General features: G+C 73.4%; 14 protein-coding genes, 1 tRNA gene and 1 pseudogene. 3 read left to right on the top strand and 13 right to left on the bottom strand.

The window, feature by feature from the left end; all coding sequences use genetic code 11:
- The first annotated feature begins 45 nt into the window (after positions 1-45).
- The gene (locus tag AC6EI4_RS07750) at positions 46-804 is read left to right on the top strand and encodes a hypothetical protein (RefSeq protein WP_498451106.1); all 759 of its coding nucleotides are present in this window, start codon (positions 46-48) and stop codon (positions 802-804) included.
- Positions 805-810: 6 nt separating this feature from the next.
- Here the strand turns inward: AC6EI4_RS07750 and AC6EI4_RS07755 are convergent, their stop codons facing one another.
- The 13 genes and pseudogenes from AC6EI4_RS07755 to selD form a co-directional block, all read right to left on the bottom strand.
- Positions 811-1170 (bottom strand): hypothetical protein, encoded by a 360-nt coding sequence (locus tag AC6EI4_RS07755; protein WP_498421101.1) that lies wholly within the window; start codon positions 1168-1170, stop codon positions 811-813.
- Positions 1171-1223: 53 nt separating this feature from the next.
- Positions 1224-2225, bottom strand: a complete 1002-nt coding sequence (locus AC6EI4_RS07760; RefSeq protein WP_498451107.1) for a glycosyl hydrolase family 18 protein — start codon at positions 2223-2225, stop codon at positions 1224-1226.
- A complete protein-coding gene (locus AC6EI4_RS07765; RefSeq protein WP_498451108.1) occupies positions 2225-3298 on the bottom strand; it encodes an NADH:flavin oxidoreductase/NADH oxidase in 1074 nt (357 codons plus the stop codon). The genes AC6EI4_RS07760 and AC6EI4_RS07765 overlap by 1 nt, the downstream gene beginning before the upstream one ends.
- On the bottom strand, positions 3295-4602 hold the full coding sequence (locus AC6EI4_RS07770) for a hypothetical protein (RefSeq protein ID WP_498451109.1): 1308 nt from the start codon (positions 4600-4602) through the stop codon (positions 3295-3297). Before AC6EI4_RS07770 ends, AC6EI4_RS07765 begins: the two co-directional genes overlap by 4 nt.
- Positions 4603-4673: 71 nt before the next feature.
- Positions 4674-5909 (bottom strand): TY-Chap domain-containing protein, encoded by a 1236-nt coding sequence (locus AC6EI4_RS07775; protein ID WP_498451110.1) that lies wholly within the window; start codon positions 5907-5909, stop codon positions 4674-4676.
- A 79-nt stretch (positions 5910-5988) separates the two neighbouring features.
- The gene (locus tag AC6EI4_RS07780; RefSeq protein ID WP_498451111.1) at positions 5989-6762 is read right to left on the bottom strand and encodes a hypothetical protein; all 774 of its coding nucleotides are present in this window, start codon (positions 6760-6762) and stop codon (positions 5989-5991) included.
- A gap of 84 nt (positions 6763-6846) precedes the next feature.
- On the bottom strand, positions 6847-7188 hold the full coding sequence (locus AC6EI4_RS07785) for a TraR/DksA family transcriptional regulator (protein WP_498421089.1): 342 nt from the start codon (positions 7186-7188) through the stop codon (positions 6847-6849).
- Positions 7185-8444, bottom strand: coding sequence for an L-lactate MFS transporter (locus tag AC6EI4_RS07790; RefSeq protein ID WP_498421088.1), 1260 nt, complete (start codon positions 8442-8444; stop codon positions 7185-7187). The genes AC6EI4_RS07785 and AC6EI4_RS07790 overlap by 4 nt, the downstream gene beginning before the upstream one ends.
- Before the next feature lie 28 nt (positions 8445-8472).
- Positions 8473-9483 (bottom strand): NrfD/PsrC family molybdoenzyme membrane anchor subunit, encoded by a 1011-nt coding sequence (gene nrfD, locus AC6EI4_RS07795; protein ID WP_498421087.1) that lies wholly within the window; start codon positions 9481-9483, stop codon positions 8473-8475.
- Positions 9480-10394 carry a 4Fe-4S dicluster domain-containing protein gene (locus AC6EI4_RS07800; protein WP_498421085.1) on the bottom strand — a complete coding sequence of 305 codons (915 nt, stop codon included), beginning with the start codon at positions 10392-10394 and terminating at the stop codon, positions 9480-9482. Before AC6EI4_RS07800 ends, nrfD begins: the two co-directional genes overlap by 4 nt.
- A pseudogene (gene fdh, locus AC6EI4_RS07805) lies at positions 10391-13156 on the bottom strand (formate dehydrogenase); the annotation flags it as partial. The gene AC6EI4_RS07800 and the pseudogene fdh, both read right to left, overlap by 4 nt.
- A gap of 12 nt (positions 13157-13168) precedes the next feature.
- The gene (locus tag AC6EI4_RS07810; RefSeq protein ID WP_498421083.1) at positions 13169-13732 is read right to left on the bottom strand and encodes a hypothetical protein; all 564 of its coding nucleotides are present in this window, start codon (positions 13730-13732) and stop codon (positions 13169-13171) included.
- Between the two features lie 97 nt (positions 13733-13829).
- Entirely contained in the window at positions 13830-14843 is a 1014-nt protein-coding gene (gene selD, locus AC6EI4_RS07815; protein ID WP_498451112.1) for a selenide, water dikinase SelD, read from the bottom strand.
- Positions 14844-14887: 44 nt separating this feature from the next.
- Between selD and AC6EI4_RS07820 the strand changes: the two genes are divergently transcribed.
- Together AC6EI4_RS07820 and selA are read left to right on the top strand one after the other, a co-directional pair.
- A tRNA-Sec gene (locus tag AC6EI4_RS07820) sits at positions 14888-14982 on the top strand.
- A gap of 36 nt (positions 14983-15018) precedes the next feature.
- Positions 15019-16308, top strand: coding sequence for an L-seryl-tRNA(Sec) selenium transferase (gene selA, locus AC6EI4_RS07825; RefSeq protein ID WP_498451113.1), 1290 nt, complete (start codon positions 15019-15021; stop codon positions 16306-16308).
- The last annotated feature ends 43 nt before the right edge of the window (positions 16309-16351 follow it).

Here is a 16351-nt window from a genome sequence, read left to right on the forward strand (position 1 = left end):
CGCGCAGGCCTCGCGCGCGCAGCGTGGATGGCGCACCATGTGCGGATGGGGACCGAACGGCGCGGCACGTCGGCCGGAGCCGCCGGCAGCCTGGTCGTGGTGCTGCTGCTGGCCGGCCTGGTGCTGCTGGACCCCGACGGAACCACGCGCACCCTGCGCGCGCTGGCGGGCTACGGCGGTGCACGGCTCGAGGCCGCTCCCGACGTCCCCCACGGCGAGGGCCGGTACGCGTTCAGCCTGACCCAGAGCGGCAGCGACCAGCCGGTCGGCTACGACCCGTGCCACCCGGTCCGGGTGGTGGTGAACCCCGAGGGCGCCCCACCCGGCGGGAGCGCCTTGATCGCGACCGGCATCGACCGCGTGGCGGCGGCGACCGGTCTGCGCTTCGAGGTCGAGGGCACCACCGACGACCGCGACTTCACCGACCGCACGGCCGTCCGCTCCCCCGCGCACTCCGACCCCGTCCTGGTGGGGTGGTCGAGCGCGGAGGAGCTCCCCGCGCTGGCCGGAGACGTCGCCGGCATCGGCGGGAGCACCGCGGTGGGCGCCGGGCGCACCGCGATGCGCTACGTGACCGGCATGGTGGCACTCGACCGCGACGCCTTCACCCGCCTGGCCGCCCGCCCCGACGGGTACGCCATGGCGCAGGCGATCGTGGACCACGAGCTCGCACACCTGGTCGGCCTCGCCCACGTCGACGACCCCTACGAGCTGATGAACGCCGACAGCAGCGGCGGCGTCACCGCGTTCGGCCCGGGCGACCGGGAGGGCCTGGCGCGGCTGGGGTCGGTGCGGTGCCGGTGACGCCGCTCAGAGGCCGAAGACCAGCCAGGCGAAGACGGCCGCCAGCGCCGGCGCCACCAGCAGCCATTTGCTCAGCAGCCGGTGCTGGTGGATGAGGAGCCCGGCGAAGATCGCCAGCACGCCGAGCACGCTGGCGATCACGACCAGCCCGATCTGACCGGCGAAGTCGATGGTGTCCATCATCCGCGCGGCCAGCACCAGCCCGCCGGCGAGGTGCAGGATCGTGGTCACCGCGAGGGTGGACATCACCCACTTCTGCACGTTGCTGATGCTCATCCCGCCCGTGGACACCTGGCTGGCCTGGAGGTTGGCGGGATCCATCAGGTGCCGCTGGCGGCGGGGCTGGGTGCTGGGCAGGTCGCTCATGGAGTTCCTCTCGAGGCGCTGGGTCCATGATGTCACCGCCCGACCGAGCGGCCTCAGAACGGGTCGGCCGACCCCAGCCGCCACAGCGCCAGCCCGTGCAGCCCCTGGCGCCGGGCCAACCGGGCGCGCAGGGCGTACGAGCGGGCGTCGGACCACCACAGCACGGTCCCGTCCGAGAGCCGCGCGGTCCACTCCCCCATCGCCGGGCGCCAGCGGGCCCGGGCGCCGTCGCGGTGCACCAGCCTGCGTGCGGCCGCGGTGCTCAGCATGCGACCGGTGCCGCGCCGGGGCCAGGAGTAGCCGTACCCGGCGACCCCGAGATCGATCTTGGTGCGCGGCGCGAGCGCGACCGCGGCGGCCAGCGAGCGGCGCTGCCAGGCCAGGGCGCCGATCGGACCGGGCCCCGACCAGGTGGGCCCGTGCTGGTCGTAGGTCATCAGCGCGATGGTGTCCGCCGAGCGGCCCAGCGCAGCCAGCCGGTAGCCGCCGTTGCGGTAGCCCGAGGCGGAGGTCCGCGCGCTGACGCACACCGAGACCGTCCGCTGTGCCGGCATCCGCGCCTGCAGCGCGTCCACCAGCGTGACCAGACCCGCGCCCTGGCGAGGGCCCAGCCCCTCCAGGTCGACCGAGATGCCGTCCCAGCCCTGCGTGATCACCCAGTCGGCCAGGGTCCGGGCGACCCGGTCGATGTGGATGTCGTTGCGCAGCAGCCGGGCGGCGGCGCGCGGGTCGAAGCCCTCGAGCCGGTTGCTCCAGTTGCTGAGCAGCAGCTCGGCGCGCAGGCCGCGCCGGTGCGCGCTGCGCAGCAGGCTCCGCACGCCGCTGCTGGGCGCCACCACGCGCCGCCCGTCGGCCGAGAGGGAGACCGCGGCGACCCCGACGGTGCTCAGCGCGTCGGCGTCGCGGCCGATGACGCGGTCCGGCGTGCCGCCGACCGCGTAGCCGGTGACCTGCGGCTCCGCCACGGCGGGCGCGGCGGGCACAGCCGGCACAGCGGGCGTGGTGGTGAGCAGCACGGCGACGAAGGCGCCGAGCAGGGCACTGCGGTGCGGCATCAGTCCAGCGCCGCACGCAGGTACTGTCGCGGCCAGTCGATGCCCTGGCCGATCTCCACGCCGAGCTCGTGGGCGGCGCGCAGCGGCCAGTGCGGCTCACGCAGCATCACCCGGGCCAGCAGGACCGCGTCGGCGGCACCGCTGGCGACGATCTCCTCGGCCTGCTTGGGCTCGGTGATCAGCCCGACGGCCCCGGTCGGCATGCCGGCCTCGGCGCGGATCCGCTGGGCCAGCGGCACCTGGTAGCCCGGCTGCAGGTCGATGCGGGCGGGGGCGTTGCCCCCGGAGGAGGCGTCGACCAGGTCGACGCCCGCTGGCTGGAGCAGCCGGGCGAGCCGGACGGAGTCCTCCACGCTCCAACCGCCCCCGATCCAGTCGGTGGCCGAGATCCGCACCAGCAGCGGCATCCGCTCCGGGATCCGCCCGCGGATCTCGGTGACCACCTCGAGCAGGAGGCGCACCCGGTTCTCGAACGAGCCGCCGTACTCGTCGGTGCGGTGGTTCGACAGCGGCGAGTAGAACTCGTGCAGCAGGTAGCCGTGCGCCGCGTGCACCTCGACGACCTCGAAGCCGGCCGCCACGGCGCGCTCGGCACCCCGGCCGAACGCGTCGACCACGGCCCGGATGCCGTCGGCGTCGAGGGCCTGTGGCTCACGCATCTGCGGATAGGGCTCCGCCGACGGCGCGACCGGCTGCCACCCGCCGTCGGCGTCGGCGACGATGCCGCGTCCCTCCCACGGCGGAAGGGTGGAGGCCTTGCGACCGGCGTGGGCCAGCTGGATCCCGGCGCGGGCACCCTGGGCGCGGACCAGGTCGACGATGCGCGACCACGCCGCCTGCTGCTCGTCGTTCCAGATGCCGGCGTCCACCGGGGAGATCCGCCCCTCGGGCAGCACCGCGCTGGCCTCGGTCAGCACCAGCCCCGCGCCGCCGCGCGCGAACGACCCCAGGTGGGCGAGGTGCCAGTCCTGCGGGACGCCCTCGACGGCCGAGTACTGGCACATCGGCGCCACCCACGCCCGGTTGCGGATCGTCAGTCCACGCAGCGTGAGGGGGGTGAAGAGCTCGCTCATCCGGTCGGCTCGACGGAGGGCGAGGGCGAGGGACTCGGCGAGGGCGACGGCAGCTTGGACAGCTTCGGCTTCGGCGTCGGCGTCGGCGACGGCGTCGGGGTGGGCGACGGGGTCGGGGTGGGCGTCGCCTTCGGCGCAGGCTCCGGCGTCTCCGTCTCAGGGCTGGGCGACGGCGCGGCACTCGGCGACGCGCTCGGCGAGGCACTCGGCGAGGCGCTCGGCTCGGGCTCGGTGCTCGGCTCCGCAGACTGCTCGGGCTCCGACTTCGGCTCCCGCTCCGGCTTCGGCTCCCGCTTCGACTTCGGCTCCCGCTTCGGCTTGGCGTCCCGCGCACCCTTGACGGCGATCGACAGCGTCTGCGAGACCGCGCCCTCGGCGTACTCGGTCTCCTCGGTGCGCCAGCGGTAGTCGGTGTCGCGCTCCGGCTTCACCGTGGTCCTCACCAGTCCGTCCGCCCCGGGCAGGACCGGCTCGCCGACGGGGCGGAACTGCGCCTGTCCGGCGGCCCTGGCCTCGAGGGTCATCGGCTGTCCGGTGATCTCACCGCCGGAGTCGCGGGTGCTTCCGGTGAGCTCGACCTCGGCGCCGGCGCGGACCCGCCGGGCAGGCCCGTCGATGGTCGCGCTCAGTGTCATTCCCTCGAAGTCGTACGTCGTGACGCCGGCGTCGCCCCCGACCCGGAAGGCGTCCACGTTGAACGACGAGCCGCCGCAGCCGAAGCCCAGCACGAACCACCCGGGGCCGTCACCACCGTGACCGGCGGTGAAGTCCGCGATCGTCGAGGTGCCGCCCGTGCGGACCTGGCGGCCGGTGGACATGTCGTGGGCGGTCCAGGTGTAGCGCAGACCCGCCACCGAGACGTCCTGCCACCCGCCCGCCGCCACGGACAGCTCGGCGCGCCCGCTCCACGCCTGGCCCGGGGCCAGGTCGGTCCCGGCGTACCAGACGTAGGCCGCCCCGCTGGTGCCGCTGGGGGCCAGCACCCGGACCGCGGCGACCGAGGTGCCGGCCAGCGAGTCGACCCGGTGCGCCGGACCGGCGACCGTGCCCGGCGCCAACTCGAAACCGACGCTCCGCTCCCCCAGCGGGGCGGCTCCGGGGCCGCGGTTGATCCGCGCCAGAGGGGCGCCGGCGCCGCTGAAGTAGTCCTCGCAGCCGGCGTAGGCCAGGCGCACGTGCCCGCCGGGGAAGGCCAGTCCGGGCACCGTGACAGTGCCTGCGGCCGCGGCCGGCCCGGCGGCCAGCACCACACCGAGAGCCGCCGCGGCGGGAGCGGCGAGGAGGACCGAGAGTGGGTGACGCATGGCACTAGTCCACACCCCCCTGGTCCCCCCGTCCACCCCGAACGGCGGACGATCTGCGCGGGCCCAGAGCCCTACCGGCGCTCGCGTATCATCTCCCGCTCGACGACCAGCCGCAGGGCGTCGGCCAGCGTCGCGACCAGCCCTGCCCCCGCGTCATCCGGCCCCTCGTCACCGGCCCCCTCGGCACCCGATCTGCGCAGCCGGATGATCTGCTCGGCGATCAGCTCGCGATCCATCCCGCACACGGTCGCGGCCATCTCCGCGCTGACCGGTCCGGTGCGCGCCAGCTCGCGCAGCACCGACAGCGCCGGGTGCTCGTCGCCGACGCGGTCCGTGCCCGGCGCGACGCTCGGGCGTGCGCCGGGGGTCTCCTCGACTCCCTCGAGCAGCCGCCGGCCGCCGACGCGCCGGGTCAGGTCGCAGGCGGTCTCGTCGAGGCCCTCGCAGAACGCCGCGAGCACCGCACGCAGCTGCGTCGCCGCGAACGGGACGGCGCACAGCCGGTAGCGGGCCACGATCGTGTCCTCGCGCAGGTGGAACTGCAGGCTCGGATGGTCGCGGTTGAGGATGCCCACCTCGGTCTGCGCCCGGTCGAGGTGGGCGATCTCGACCACCAGCTCGCAGACGAGGTCCACCGCCGGCACGTCGTCGGCGATCCGGACCAGGACCACGCTCTTGCCGACCACGACCGGGAGGTCGCCGTCAGCGTCGTGGCGCAGCGGCTCGTCGAACATCAGCGCCAGCGCGGCGTCGACCAGCTCCTCGAGCTCGTCGGGCGACTCGGCGAAGACGGCGATCGCCTCCTCCTGGACCTCGTGGGCCGCCGGGGCCGGCCCGGGCACGGCGGCCGGGTCGACCTCGAGCCCGTCGGCGTCGAGGAACGAGGGGTGTGGGCAGCCGTAGACCTCGCGCAGGGTGCGCACGCAGACCACCGCGAGCAGGTCCGCCTCGCGGCGCTCCAGGTCGAGCCAGTGGTTGGCCGAGCCGTCGTCGGGCTCGGCCGGCGGGACGTAGCTCGGGTCGTTCCAGCCGATCTCGCGCAGCCGCGCGAGCGCCTCCTCGCCGAGCCGCTGGCCGGGCGCGAGCAGCGCGTTGCCTGCGGCCTCGGCGCGTACCAGGCCGTCCGACCAGCCCACCAGCTGGAGGTAGGGGTTGGCCCCGCCCAGCTCCTCGGGGTCGACGCCGACGCCGGCGTCGATGTGCACCAGCTCGTCGTCGGCCAGCATCGCCACCCGGTCGGCCAGCCGCGCGCGGAACCCGGTCCAGGCCCGCTCCCCGGCCGTCTCGAAGCCGCTTACGTCGTCCATCCGGCTCCCTCTCCCGCTCGCCCCGGCCGCGCTCCGCCCGAGGCCGTCTCGCCGACGACCGTAGTCGGACGGCTCCGGCCTACGGCCGGGTGGGCACCGAGGCGCTGGGCGCCGGCGCCGTGGTCTCGGGCGCCATCCGCTCCTCGGGCTCGGTCGTGGAGCTCTCGCTGGGCTCCTGCGTGGGCTCCTGGCTCGGCTCCTCGGACGCGTCGTCGTTCGGCTCCGCGCTCGACTCCGGGGCGCTGGGGCTGCTCTCGCTGCCGGGTGAGGGGGAGCTCTTCTCGGAGCTCTTCTCGGAGCCCTTGTCCTCGCCCTTGTCCGGCGAGCGCTTCTGGTCGTCCTGGTTGCCGGTGAGCTTGCTCAGCGACGTCCCGTCCCCGGACTTGCTGCCACCGGTGAAGGAGGACACCGAGCGTCCGGCGATGACCTCGAAGGCGGTGATCGCCAGCACCACCACCAGGAACAGTCCCCCGGCGCCGATCGCGATCCGCCGCCAGGGCAGCCTCGCCAGCCGCTCGCGCAGCGGGACCGACGGCGCCTCGGAGGACTGCTCGCCGGTGTCGTCGGTGGCCGGGTCCAGATCCGCCTGGGCGCGGTTCACCTCCGAGGTCGAGACGCCCACCCGTGCCAGCGCCGCCTCCTGCGCCTTGGTCAGCTTGGCCCGGCTGCGGGCCAGGCCCTGGGAGTACAGGGCGCTGGTGATGGTCACCACGACGCTTCCGATGGCGGCGCCGATCAGGGTGCCCGCGGCACCCAGGGTGGAGAGCAGAACGGCCGAGGAGACGGCCGCCAGCGCACCGGCGAGGGTCTTCAGCCAGTCGATCTCGAGCTTGGGCTTCTGTGCATCAGTCATCCCGTTCGAGTATGCAGGCCGAACCATGCGCGACCCAGCCCGTCGAGCGGCGCCCCGCCGGACGTGTGACGAACCTAATGACCCTCACGGCGGGCAGGTCACGCAGGTGGTGGCCGTGGGGCGCACCGCCAGGCGCTCGGCCGGGATCGCGCGTCCGCAGCGGCTGCACCTGCCGTAGCTGTCCGCGTCGAGCCGGGCCAGCGCCTGCTCGATCTCCTCGAGGCGGCGCTCGCCCTGGCGGATCAGGGTGCTGAGCTGAGAGCGCTCGAACGCGATCGTCGCCCCCTCCGGATCGTGCTCGTCGTCGGCGTTGGAGGACTGCGAGGCCTCGACCATCCCGGTGAAGTCGCCGCGCAGCCGAGCCACCCGTCCCGCGGTCGCCGCCAGGTCGGCGAGCAGGCGGGCCCGGGTGTCAGGATCGCTCACCGCACCCCCGCGGCCTGCTCGGGCGCCTTACGGTCCCGCGGGATCCGGGTGATCAGCGGGAGCGCCATGGCGACCAGCGTGAGGATGCCGATGGTGGTGTAGCCCAGCGTGTAGTCGGCGTCGTCCCCGATCAGCGCGGAGGCGACCAGCGGGCCGATCACTCCGCCCAGGCTCCACCCGATCAGCATCAGGCCGTAGATCGCGCCGGCGTTCTTGACGCCGAAGTAGTCGCCCGCGGTGGCCGGCATGGTGCCGAACCCACCGCCGTAGCAGAGGTAGATGACCGCGGCGAGCGCGAAGAACAGCACGGCGCTCGAGGCGTGCGGGATGAGCAGCAGGCAGACGCCCTGGAGGCCGAGCATCGCGACGAACGACGGCATCCGCCCCATCCGGTCCGACGCCGCGGCCCACACGATGCGGCCGGCGCCGTTGAAGATGGCCAGCGCTCCGACGACGCTGGCGGCCCCGCCGGCGCCGTACCCGGCGATGTCGATGGCACTGCTCTTGGCCTGCGAGATCAGCGCGATGCCGGCGATCACGTTGAGGGTGAGGATCGCGGTGAGCAGGTACCACTGCGGCGTCCTCAGCGCCTCGCCCTGGGTGTAGTCGTGCGTGACGCCGCCCTCGGCGGCAGAGCCCGCCTCGTGACCCGGCACCACGTAGTCCGCGGGCGGGTTGCGGAAGATCGAGGCGCCGATCAGCGACATCACCAGGTAGGCGATGCCGAGCGGGAGGAAGGCGCGGGTGGGCTGGTCCTCGTTGCGCTCGATCAGCCACTGCGCCACCGGGGAGGTCAGCACCGCGCCGAAGCCGAAGCCGCCCACCGCCAGCCCGGTGATCAGGCCGCGCTTGTCGGGGAACCACTTCTGCAGCATCGCGATCGGCACGATGTAGGCCACGCCGAGGCCGAACCCGCTGATCACGCCGTAGCCCACGATGATCAGCCACAGGTCGTCGTCGCTGCGCGCGAACGAGGCGAGGATGATGCCGAGCGCGTAGATGACGCCGCCCACCAGGGCCACCACCCGCGGCCCCTGCTTGTCCTGGACCCGGCCGCCGAGGTAGGTGCCGACGAAGATCATCCCGATCGTCACGCTGAACGGCAGCGAGGCCTGGAACTTGGTCAGCTCGAAGTCGGCGGACTTCTCGAGCGCGGTGCCGAAGACGCTCCAGGCGTAGACGGCGCCGATGGAGAACTGCAGCAGCAGGCCGCCCCCGACGAGGAGCCAGCGTCCCTTGGTCGCGTCCTGAGCCATCGGTCTCTCCTCGTCCGTGTCTGACTCGCTAGTCCTGGTGCCGCACCGGTTCCCCACGATCGACCCGCTCACGCTGGGGCACCACCGTGTAGCGCGGGTCCCTGGCCGAGGCCTGGCCGGCCTCGAAGATGGCGAAGCGCGTGCAGGCCGCGCCCGCCATCAGCGCCGCCCCCGAGGCCACCGCGACCGCCCGGCTGCGGCCGGCCAGCAGCGTGCCCGCGGCACCGGCGACGGTGAGCGCCTTGGCGGTGTTCATCAGCAGCCCCGCCCGGCCGGTGTGCAGCGGCTCGACGGTGATGCCCATCGACTGCTCCATGCGGTGCTCCATCACCAGCTCGAGCAGCGCACCGCCGATGGCGTAGCGCCGGGCCGGCAGCGTCTGCGCGGTAGGGGCGCTCACCATCGCCAGCCCACCGGCGGCGGCCGCTCCCGAGCCGACGAAGACGAACGGCAGCTCCTTGTAGGCGGCGTGCCACGACGGCGTCGCGGTGTCGGAGAGCAGCACGGCGGTGTACGCCGCGACGGGTGGAGCGAAGAGACCGGCGAGCAGCCCGGCCGGTCGGCCGGCGAACTCCAGCAGCCGCACCAGCGGCTTGCGGCGGATCCGCCGGGGCAGCATCGAGGCCACCTCCGCCGCGGCCGCGGCACCGGCGAACGGCGCGTAGATGGTGAGGATCCAGGTGCCGATCGACATCGGCGAGGTCAGCTTCACCACCCGCAGCATGTTCACGAACCGGGAGGGCCGGCCGAGGTCGTGGACCAGCGCGAACATCGAGAGCCCCAGCGCCGCGAGCGCCCCGAACCGGCTCGAGCGGCGCAGCGCGTCGCGTCCGGTGGACTGGGCGCCGGCGGCCACCAGCGACGAGCCCGCCGCCAGGCCCCCGGTGAACAGGTAGAGCGGGATCTCTGCCTTCCACGGCGACGCCTTGACGATGGGGCGCCCGTAGTAGGAGGTGAACGCCGCCTCGGGCACCACCACGTCCTCGCGTCGGCGTCCACCGCCGCGGCGCCGCGAGCGCCTCGAGGTCACCTCGTTCACGTGCGCCTCCCCAGGAAGGACACGACCGCGCCGAGCAGCATCACGCCGGCGGCCGTGGAGGCCCGGTTGAACATGTGCGGCAGGTCCTTGGTGGTCACCACCGGGTCCGGCGGGAAGCCGTAGACCTCCGGCTCGTCGAGCAGCAGGAAGAACGCGCCGGTGCCCCCGACGCCGTCGTTGGGGTCGTTGCCGTAGAGGCGGGCGTCCATGATCCCGGCCTCGTGCAGCCGCTCGACCCGCTTGCTGGCCCGTTCGCGCAGCTCCTCGACGTCGCCGAACTGGATCGACTCGGTGGGGCAGGCCTGCGAGCAGGCCGGCTGCTGACCCGCGTCGAGCCGGTCATAGCACAGCGTGCACTTCTGGGCGATGCCGACGTTCTTGGCGCCCTCGGGGCCCTGGCGGCGCTCGATCACACCGTAGGGGCAGGCCGGCACGCAGTAGCCGCAGCCGTTGCAGATGTCGTTCTGGACCACCACCGTGCCGAACTCGCTGCGCATCAGCGACCCGGTCGGGCACACGTCGAGGCAGGCGGCGTGGGTGCAGTGCTTGCACACGTCCGAGGACATCAGCCAGCGGAAGTCCGGACGCTCGCTCTGCTCGGCGCCGGGCATCGCCGGCATGCCCAGGTCGACCGAGGCCCGGTCCGGCTTCGCGGGGCGGGCGGGCTGCTCGATGAACGCCACGTGGCGCCACTGGTTCGAGTTCAGCGACATCGAGTTGTCGTAGGAGGAGCCGAGCAGGTCGAAGTGGTCGGCGGGGACGTCGTTCCACTCCTTGCAGGCCACCTCGCAGGCCTTGCAGCCGATGCAGATCGAGGTGTCGGTGAAGAAGCCCTTGCGCTTGTGCTCGCCGTCGTAGCCGGCGTCGGGGGCCGGGTCGAGCGGTCCCCACAGGCTGTTCTTGCCGATCATGGGCCATCTCCGAACTGCGAGGAGTCGGGTGAGTCGGTGCTGGGGTCGGGCGTCTGGTCGCCGTCCTGCTGCTGCCGGGCGCCCCGGCCGGACGCGGTCACGATCGGCACCGTGTGGTCGTCGTACACGCCCGAGCGGAGCTGGTAGTCGGCCACCAGCTCCAGCAGCGCCGGCCCCGTCGGTCGTCGGCCGGCTCGGACGTCACAGGTGCCCACCTTGCTCTCCTGGATCAACACGTTGGGGTCGAGCGAGATCCCGAACAGGTCGTTGGCGGAGTCGCCGGTGACCATGCCCCCCGTGCCCCAGTGGTAGGGCAGCCACACCTGGTGCACGGTGCGCCCCTCCACCCGCAGCGGGGTGAGCCGGTCGGTGACCAGCACCCGCCCCTCCACCGCGGCGCGCGCGGTCACCACGTGGCACCAGCCGCCGTTCTCCAGGCCCTGGCGCTCGGCGAGCTCGGGTGAGACCTCGACGAACATCTCCGGCTGCAGCTCGGCCAGCCGGGCGACGTAGCGGCTCATCCCGCCGGCCGTGTGGTGCTCGGTCAGCCGGCTGGTGGTGAACACGAACGGGAAGACCTCGCTGTGCTCCTCGGGCGGGCTCGGGTTGATCCGGTTGTCCTCGCGGGCGTACTCCTTGCGGGTCGGGTTCGCCTGCTGGCCGTAGATCGGGTTGCGGAACGGCGACTCGACCGGCTCGTAGTGGGTCGGCATCGGACCGTCTATCAACCCCTGGGGGACGTAGAGGCTGCCCTTCCCGTCGCCCTGCATGATGAACGGGTCGTCGCCGGCGATGCCCGCGACGCCGTCGGTGCCCTCGGGCGGGCGGTACGACGGCGGCTTGGTCTTCTCGAAGTCGGGGACGTCGTGACCGGTCCACTCGCCGGCCTCCCCCAGCTCGGGGTCCCACCACACGTAGGCCTTGCGCTCGCTCCACGGCCGGCCCTCGGGGTCGGCCGAGGCGCGGTTGTAGAGCGTGCGACGGTTCGCCGGCCAGGCCCAGCCCCACTCCGGGGCGACCCAGCTCTGCTCGGAGCCGGGCTTGCGCCGCGCGGCCTGGTTGACGCCGTCGGCGAAGACGCCGGTGTAGATCCAGCAGCCGCCGAGCGTCGAGCCGTCGTCCTTCATCTCGAGGAACGTCGACAGCGGCCGACCGGTGGCGACCTCGTAGCCGTTGATCTCCTTGAGCACCGCCTCCGCACTCGGCTCGTCGTACTCGCCGTGCACCGGGTAGTCCCAGGCCAGCTGCTGCACCGGCAGGTCCCGGGGGTCGCCTGAGTCGGCCAGCCGCTCGCGCACCATCCGGCCGAGGTGGTAGAAGAACCACAGCTCGGATCGGCAGTCGCCCGGCGGGTCGAGCGCCTTCTCGCGCCACTGCAGCATCCGCTGGGTCTGGGTGAAGGTGCCCTCCTTCTCCACGTGGGTGGCGGCCGGCATCAGGAACACCTCGGTGCGGCACTCCTCGGTGACGATCTCGCCGGTCTCGACCTCGGGGCTGTTCTTCCAGAACGACGCCGACTCGATCTCGAACAGGTCGCGCACCACCAGCCAGTCGAGGTTGGCCATCCCGAGGCGCTGCGCCTTGCCGTGCGCGGAGCCGACCGCCGGGTTCTGGCCGAGCAGGAAGTAGCCCTTGACCTTGCCGTCGATCATGTCCAGGACGGTGCGGTAGGTGCCGTGGTCGCCGGTGATCCGGGGCAGGTGGTCGAAGCAGAAGCCGTTCTCGGTCGTCGCGTGCTCGCCCCAGTAGGCCTTGAGCAGGTTGATGCCGTAGGCCCCCGCGTTGGACCAGAAGCCCTTCGCCCCGGGGTTGCGCACGCTGTCGATCCAGGCATCCAGCGAGGTGTGATCCTCGGCGTTGGGCATCGGCAGGTAGCCGGGGAGCAGGTTGAACAGGGTCGGGATGTCGGTGGAGCCCTGGATGCTGGCGTGTCCGCGCAGCGCCATGATCCCTCCCCCGGGCCGGCCCATGTTGCCCAGCAGCAGCTGCAGGATCGCGCCGGTGCGGATGTACTGCACGCCGACGCTGTGCTGGGTCCAGCCGACGCTGTAGACCAGCGCGGTGGTCCGCTCCCGCCCGGAGTTGCTGACCCAGGCGTCGGCCACCTCGAGGAAGGCCTCCTCGGAGACGCCGCAGGTCCGGGCGACCATCTCGGGGGTGTAGCGCGCGAAGTGACGCTTGAGGACCTGGTAGACGCAGCGCGGGTGCTGCAGCGTCTCGTCGCGCTGCACCACGCCGTCCACCTGGACGCCGTGCGTCTCGTGCTGCATCGCGCTGGCGGTCTCGCGCTGCATCGCCTGGTCCTGGCGGTCGCCGCCCTCGCCCTCCTGGGTGGCGTACTGCCAGCTGGAGGGGTCGTAGGTGCGCGACTCGTCGTCGAACCCGGAGAAGAGCCCGTCCAGGTCCTCGGTGTCGGCGAAGTCGTCGCTGACGATGGTGGCCGCGTTGGTGTAGGCCACGACGTACTCGCGGAAGTCGAGCTCGTTGCTCAGCACGTGGTTGACGATGCCGCCGAGGAACGCGATGTCGGTGCCCACCCGCAGCGGCACGTAGGTGTGGGCGAGCGCGCTGGTGCGGGTGAAGCGCGGGTCGACGTGGATCACCTTGGCCCCACGGGCCTTCGCCTCCATCACCCATTGGAAGCCCACCGGGTGGGCCTCGGCCATGTTGGAGCCCTGGATGATGATGCAGTCAGCGCCTGCGAGGTCCTGCTGGAACCCGGTGGCGCCGCCGCGCCCGAAGCTGGTCCCCAGACCGGGGACAGTGGCGGAGTGTCAAATACGGGCCTGGTTCTCGATCTGGATCGCGCCCATCGCCGTGAACAGCTTCTTGATCAGGTAGTTCTCCTCGTTGTCGAGGGTCGCCCCTCCGAGGCTGGCGATGCCGAGGGTGCGGTTGACCCGGCGACCGTGCTCGTCGAGCTCCTGCCAGGTGTCGTTGCGGGCCTTGACCACCCGGTCGGCGATCATGCTCATCGCGGTGCCGAGCTCGAGCTCCTCCCACTCGGTGCCGTAGGCCCGGCGGTACTTCACCTTGGTCTCGCGCATCGAGCTGGTGACCAGGTTCTTGCTGGCCGAGCCCTTGGGGCACAGCCGGCCCCGGGAGATGGGGCTGTCGGGGTCGCCCTCGATGGAGATGACCTGCTCGTCCTTGACGAACACCTTCTGCCCGCAGCCGACGGCGCAGTAGGGGCACACGCTGCGGGCCACCCGGTCGGCGGAGACGGTGCGGGAGGTGATCTCCTCGGTCTTCGGCGAGCGCACGGCCTTGCCGCGACCCAGCAGGTCGGTGCCGGTCAGCTGACGCAGCACCGGCCAGGACAGCGGCGTCCTCACCATGACGCTTCCCCTCTCCCCTCGAGACAAGAGCCCGAGACTGCGAAAGTACCCCGCACCGGCCGCTTCACGCCACCATCCGCGGGCACCGGCTCGGCGCTCACCGGACGACGAGCGGGAACTCCCCGGCCTCGACCAGCTCGCCCACCACCGGGTGGCCGGGCAGCTCCCCGGCGACCAGCAGCCCGCCGGAGGTCTGCGCGTCGGCCAGCAGCACCAGCTCGTCCTCGCCCACCGACGCGTCGAGGTGCGGGCGCACCCAGTCCAGGTTGCGCAGGCTGCCGCCGGGCACGAAGCCGTCGGCGAGCGAGGCGCGGGCGCCGTCGAGGTAGGGCACCGCCGCGGCGTCCACCACCGCCGTGACGCCGCTGGCGCGGGCCAGCTTGTAGAGGTGGCCCAGCAGCCCGAAGCCGGTCACGTCCGTGGCCGCGCGCAGCCCGGCCGCCACCGCCGCGCGGGAGGCGTCGCGGTTGAGCGCGGTCATCGTCGCGACCGCCTGCTCGAAGCGCTCGCCGGTGCTCTTGTGGCGGTTGTTGAGCACGCCCAGCCCGAGCGGCTTGGTCAGCGTCAGGGCGCTGCCCGCGGTGGCGCCGTCGTTGCGCAGCAGCCGGCTCGCGTCGGCGAACCCGGTGACGGCCAGCCCGTACTTGGGCTCGGGGTCGTCGATGCTGTGCCCGCCGGCCAGGTGCGTGCCCGCCTGGCGGCACACCTCGGCACCGCCGCGCAGCACCTCGGCGGCCACCTCGAAGGGCACCTTGTCGCGCGGCCAGGCCAGCAGGTTGACCGCGAGCAGCGGCTCGCCGCCCATCGCGTAGACGTCGGAGAGGGCATTGGCGGCCGCGATCCGCCCCCAGTCGTAGGGGTCGTCGACGACCGGGGTGAAGAAGTCCGCGGTGGCGATCACCGCCCGACCGTCCTCGATGCGCACGGCGGCCGCGTCGTCGCCGTTCTCGAGCCCGACGATCAGGTCGCCGTAGCTCGTGCCCGGGCCGGGGGCCCGGCTGCCGGGCAGGTCGGCGAGCACCCGTTCGAGCTCACCGGGCGGGATCTTGCAGGCGCAACCGCCGCCCGCGGCGTACTGGGTGAGACGGAGCGGGCTGGTCACGTCGGTCATGGCACCCACGGTAACCCCGCCCAGGTGTGCCCTAGGGTGGCCGCGGAGGCGTACCTCGTCTGGTGATGGGCGCGGTCCTCAAAACCGTAGGGGCCCGGTATCCGGGTCCGGCGGGTTCGATTCCCGTCCGCCTCCGCCAGCTTGCCGAAACCTCGATCCCGCATAGGCTGCGGCCGTGTCCGACCCGCGGCGGGAGACGCCCCGCACCGACCACGTCCTGGCCGACCCCCGTCTGCGAGCGGCCACGGACCGGCTCGGCGAGCGGTTGGTCAAGTCCGCCGTCGCCGCCGCCCTCGCCGCGTGTCGGGCCGGGGAGGTCGACGCGGCCGACGTCGCGTCGTACGCCGTGGAGTCGCTGCCGCTCGCCGCGACCGCGCTGCGCCGGGTCGTCAACGCCACCGGCGTGGTCGTGCACACCAACCTGGGTCGCGCGCCGCTGTCGCCGGCCGCCGTCGAGGCGCTGGGGGTGGCGGCCGGCGCCACCGACGTCGAGCTCGATCTCGCCACCGGCCGCCGGGGGCGTCGGGGCCGCTCCGCGCTGGCGGCGCTGACCGAGGCGGTCCCGGCCGCGGGCGGCGTGCACGTCGTCAACAACGGGGCCGCCGCGCTGGCGCTGGTCACCCTCGCGCTGGCCGCCGGCCGCACGATCGTGGTCTCGCGCGGCGAGCTCGTCGAGATCGGTGACGGGTTCCGGATCCCCGAGCTGATCGAGTCCGTCGGCGGCGTGCTGCGCGAGGTGGGCACCACCAACCGGGTCCGGCTCGGCGACTACGCCGAGGCGATCGACGACGACACCGCATTCGTGCTCAAGGTCCATCCCAGCAACTTCCTGGTCTCGGGGTTCACCTCCTCGGTCGGGATCCGCGAGCTCGCCGGGCTCGGCGTGCCGGTGGTCGCCGACATCGGCTCGGGGCTGCTGCGGCCCCACCCGCGACTCCCCGACGAGCCGAGCGCGGCCGCCGCGCTGCGCGCGGGCGCCACGCTGGTCACGGCGTCGGGCGACAAGCTGCTCGGCGGGCCCCAGTGCGGGCTGATGCTCGGCGACGCAGCGCTGGTCGAGTCGCTGCGCCGCCACCCGTTCGCCCGCGCCGTCCGCGTCGACAAGCTCACCCTGGCCGCGCTGGAGGCCACGCTGACCGGGCCGCCGCCCCCGGTCGCGCAGGCGCTGTCGACCACCCCAGAAGGGCTGTTGGCCCGCGCCCAGCGGATCGCCGCCGCCCTCGCCCCCGAGGTGGATGCCTGCGCCGTCGAGTCCCGCGCCGCGGTCGGCGGGGGCGGCGCCCCGGAGGTCGAGCTGCCCAGCGCCGCGGTGGCCCTGGACGCGGACCTCGCCGGGCCGCTGCGCCACGGCGAGCTGCCGGTGGTGGGCCGGGTCGAGAAGGGCCGCCTGCTGCTGGACCTGATCGCCGTGGCGCCCGCCGACGACGCCGTACTCGTCGAGGCCGTGTTCCGCGCTCGCTCTTGACCGGTGCTGTCTTGATCGGTGCTGTCTTGACCGGTGCTGACAC

The sequence above is a fragment of the Nocardioides sp. Z43_10 genome, assembly GCF_059766615.1.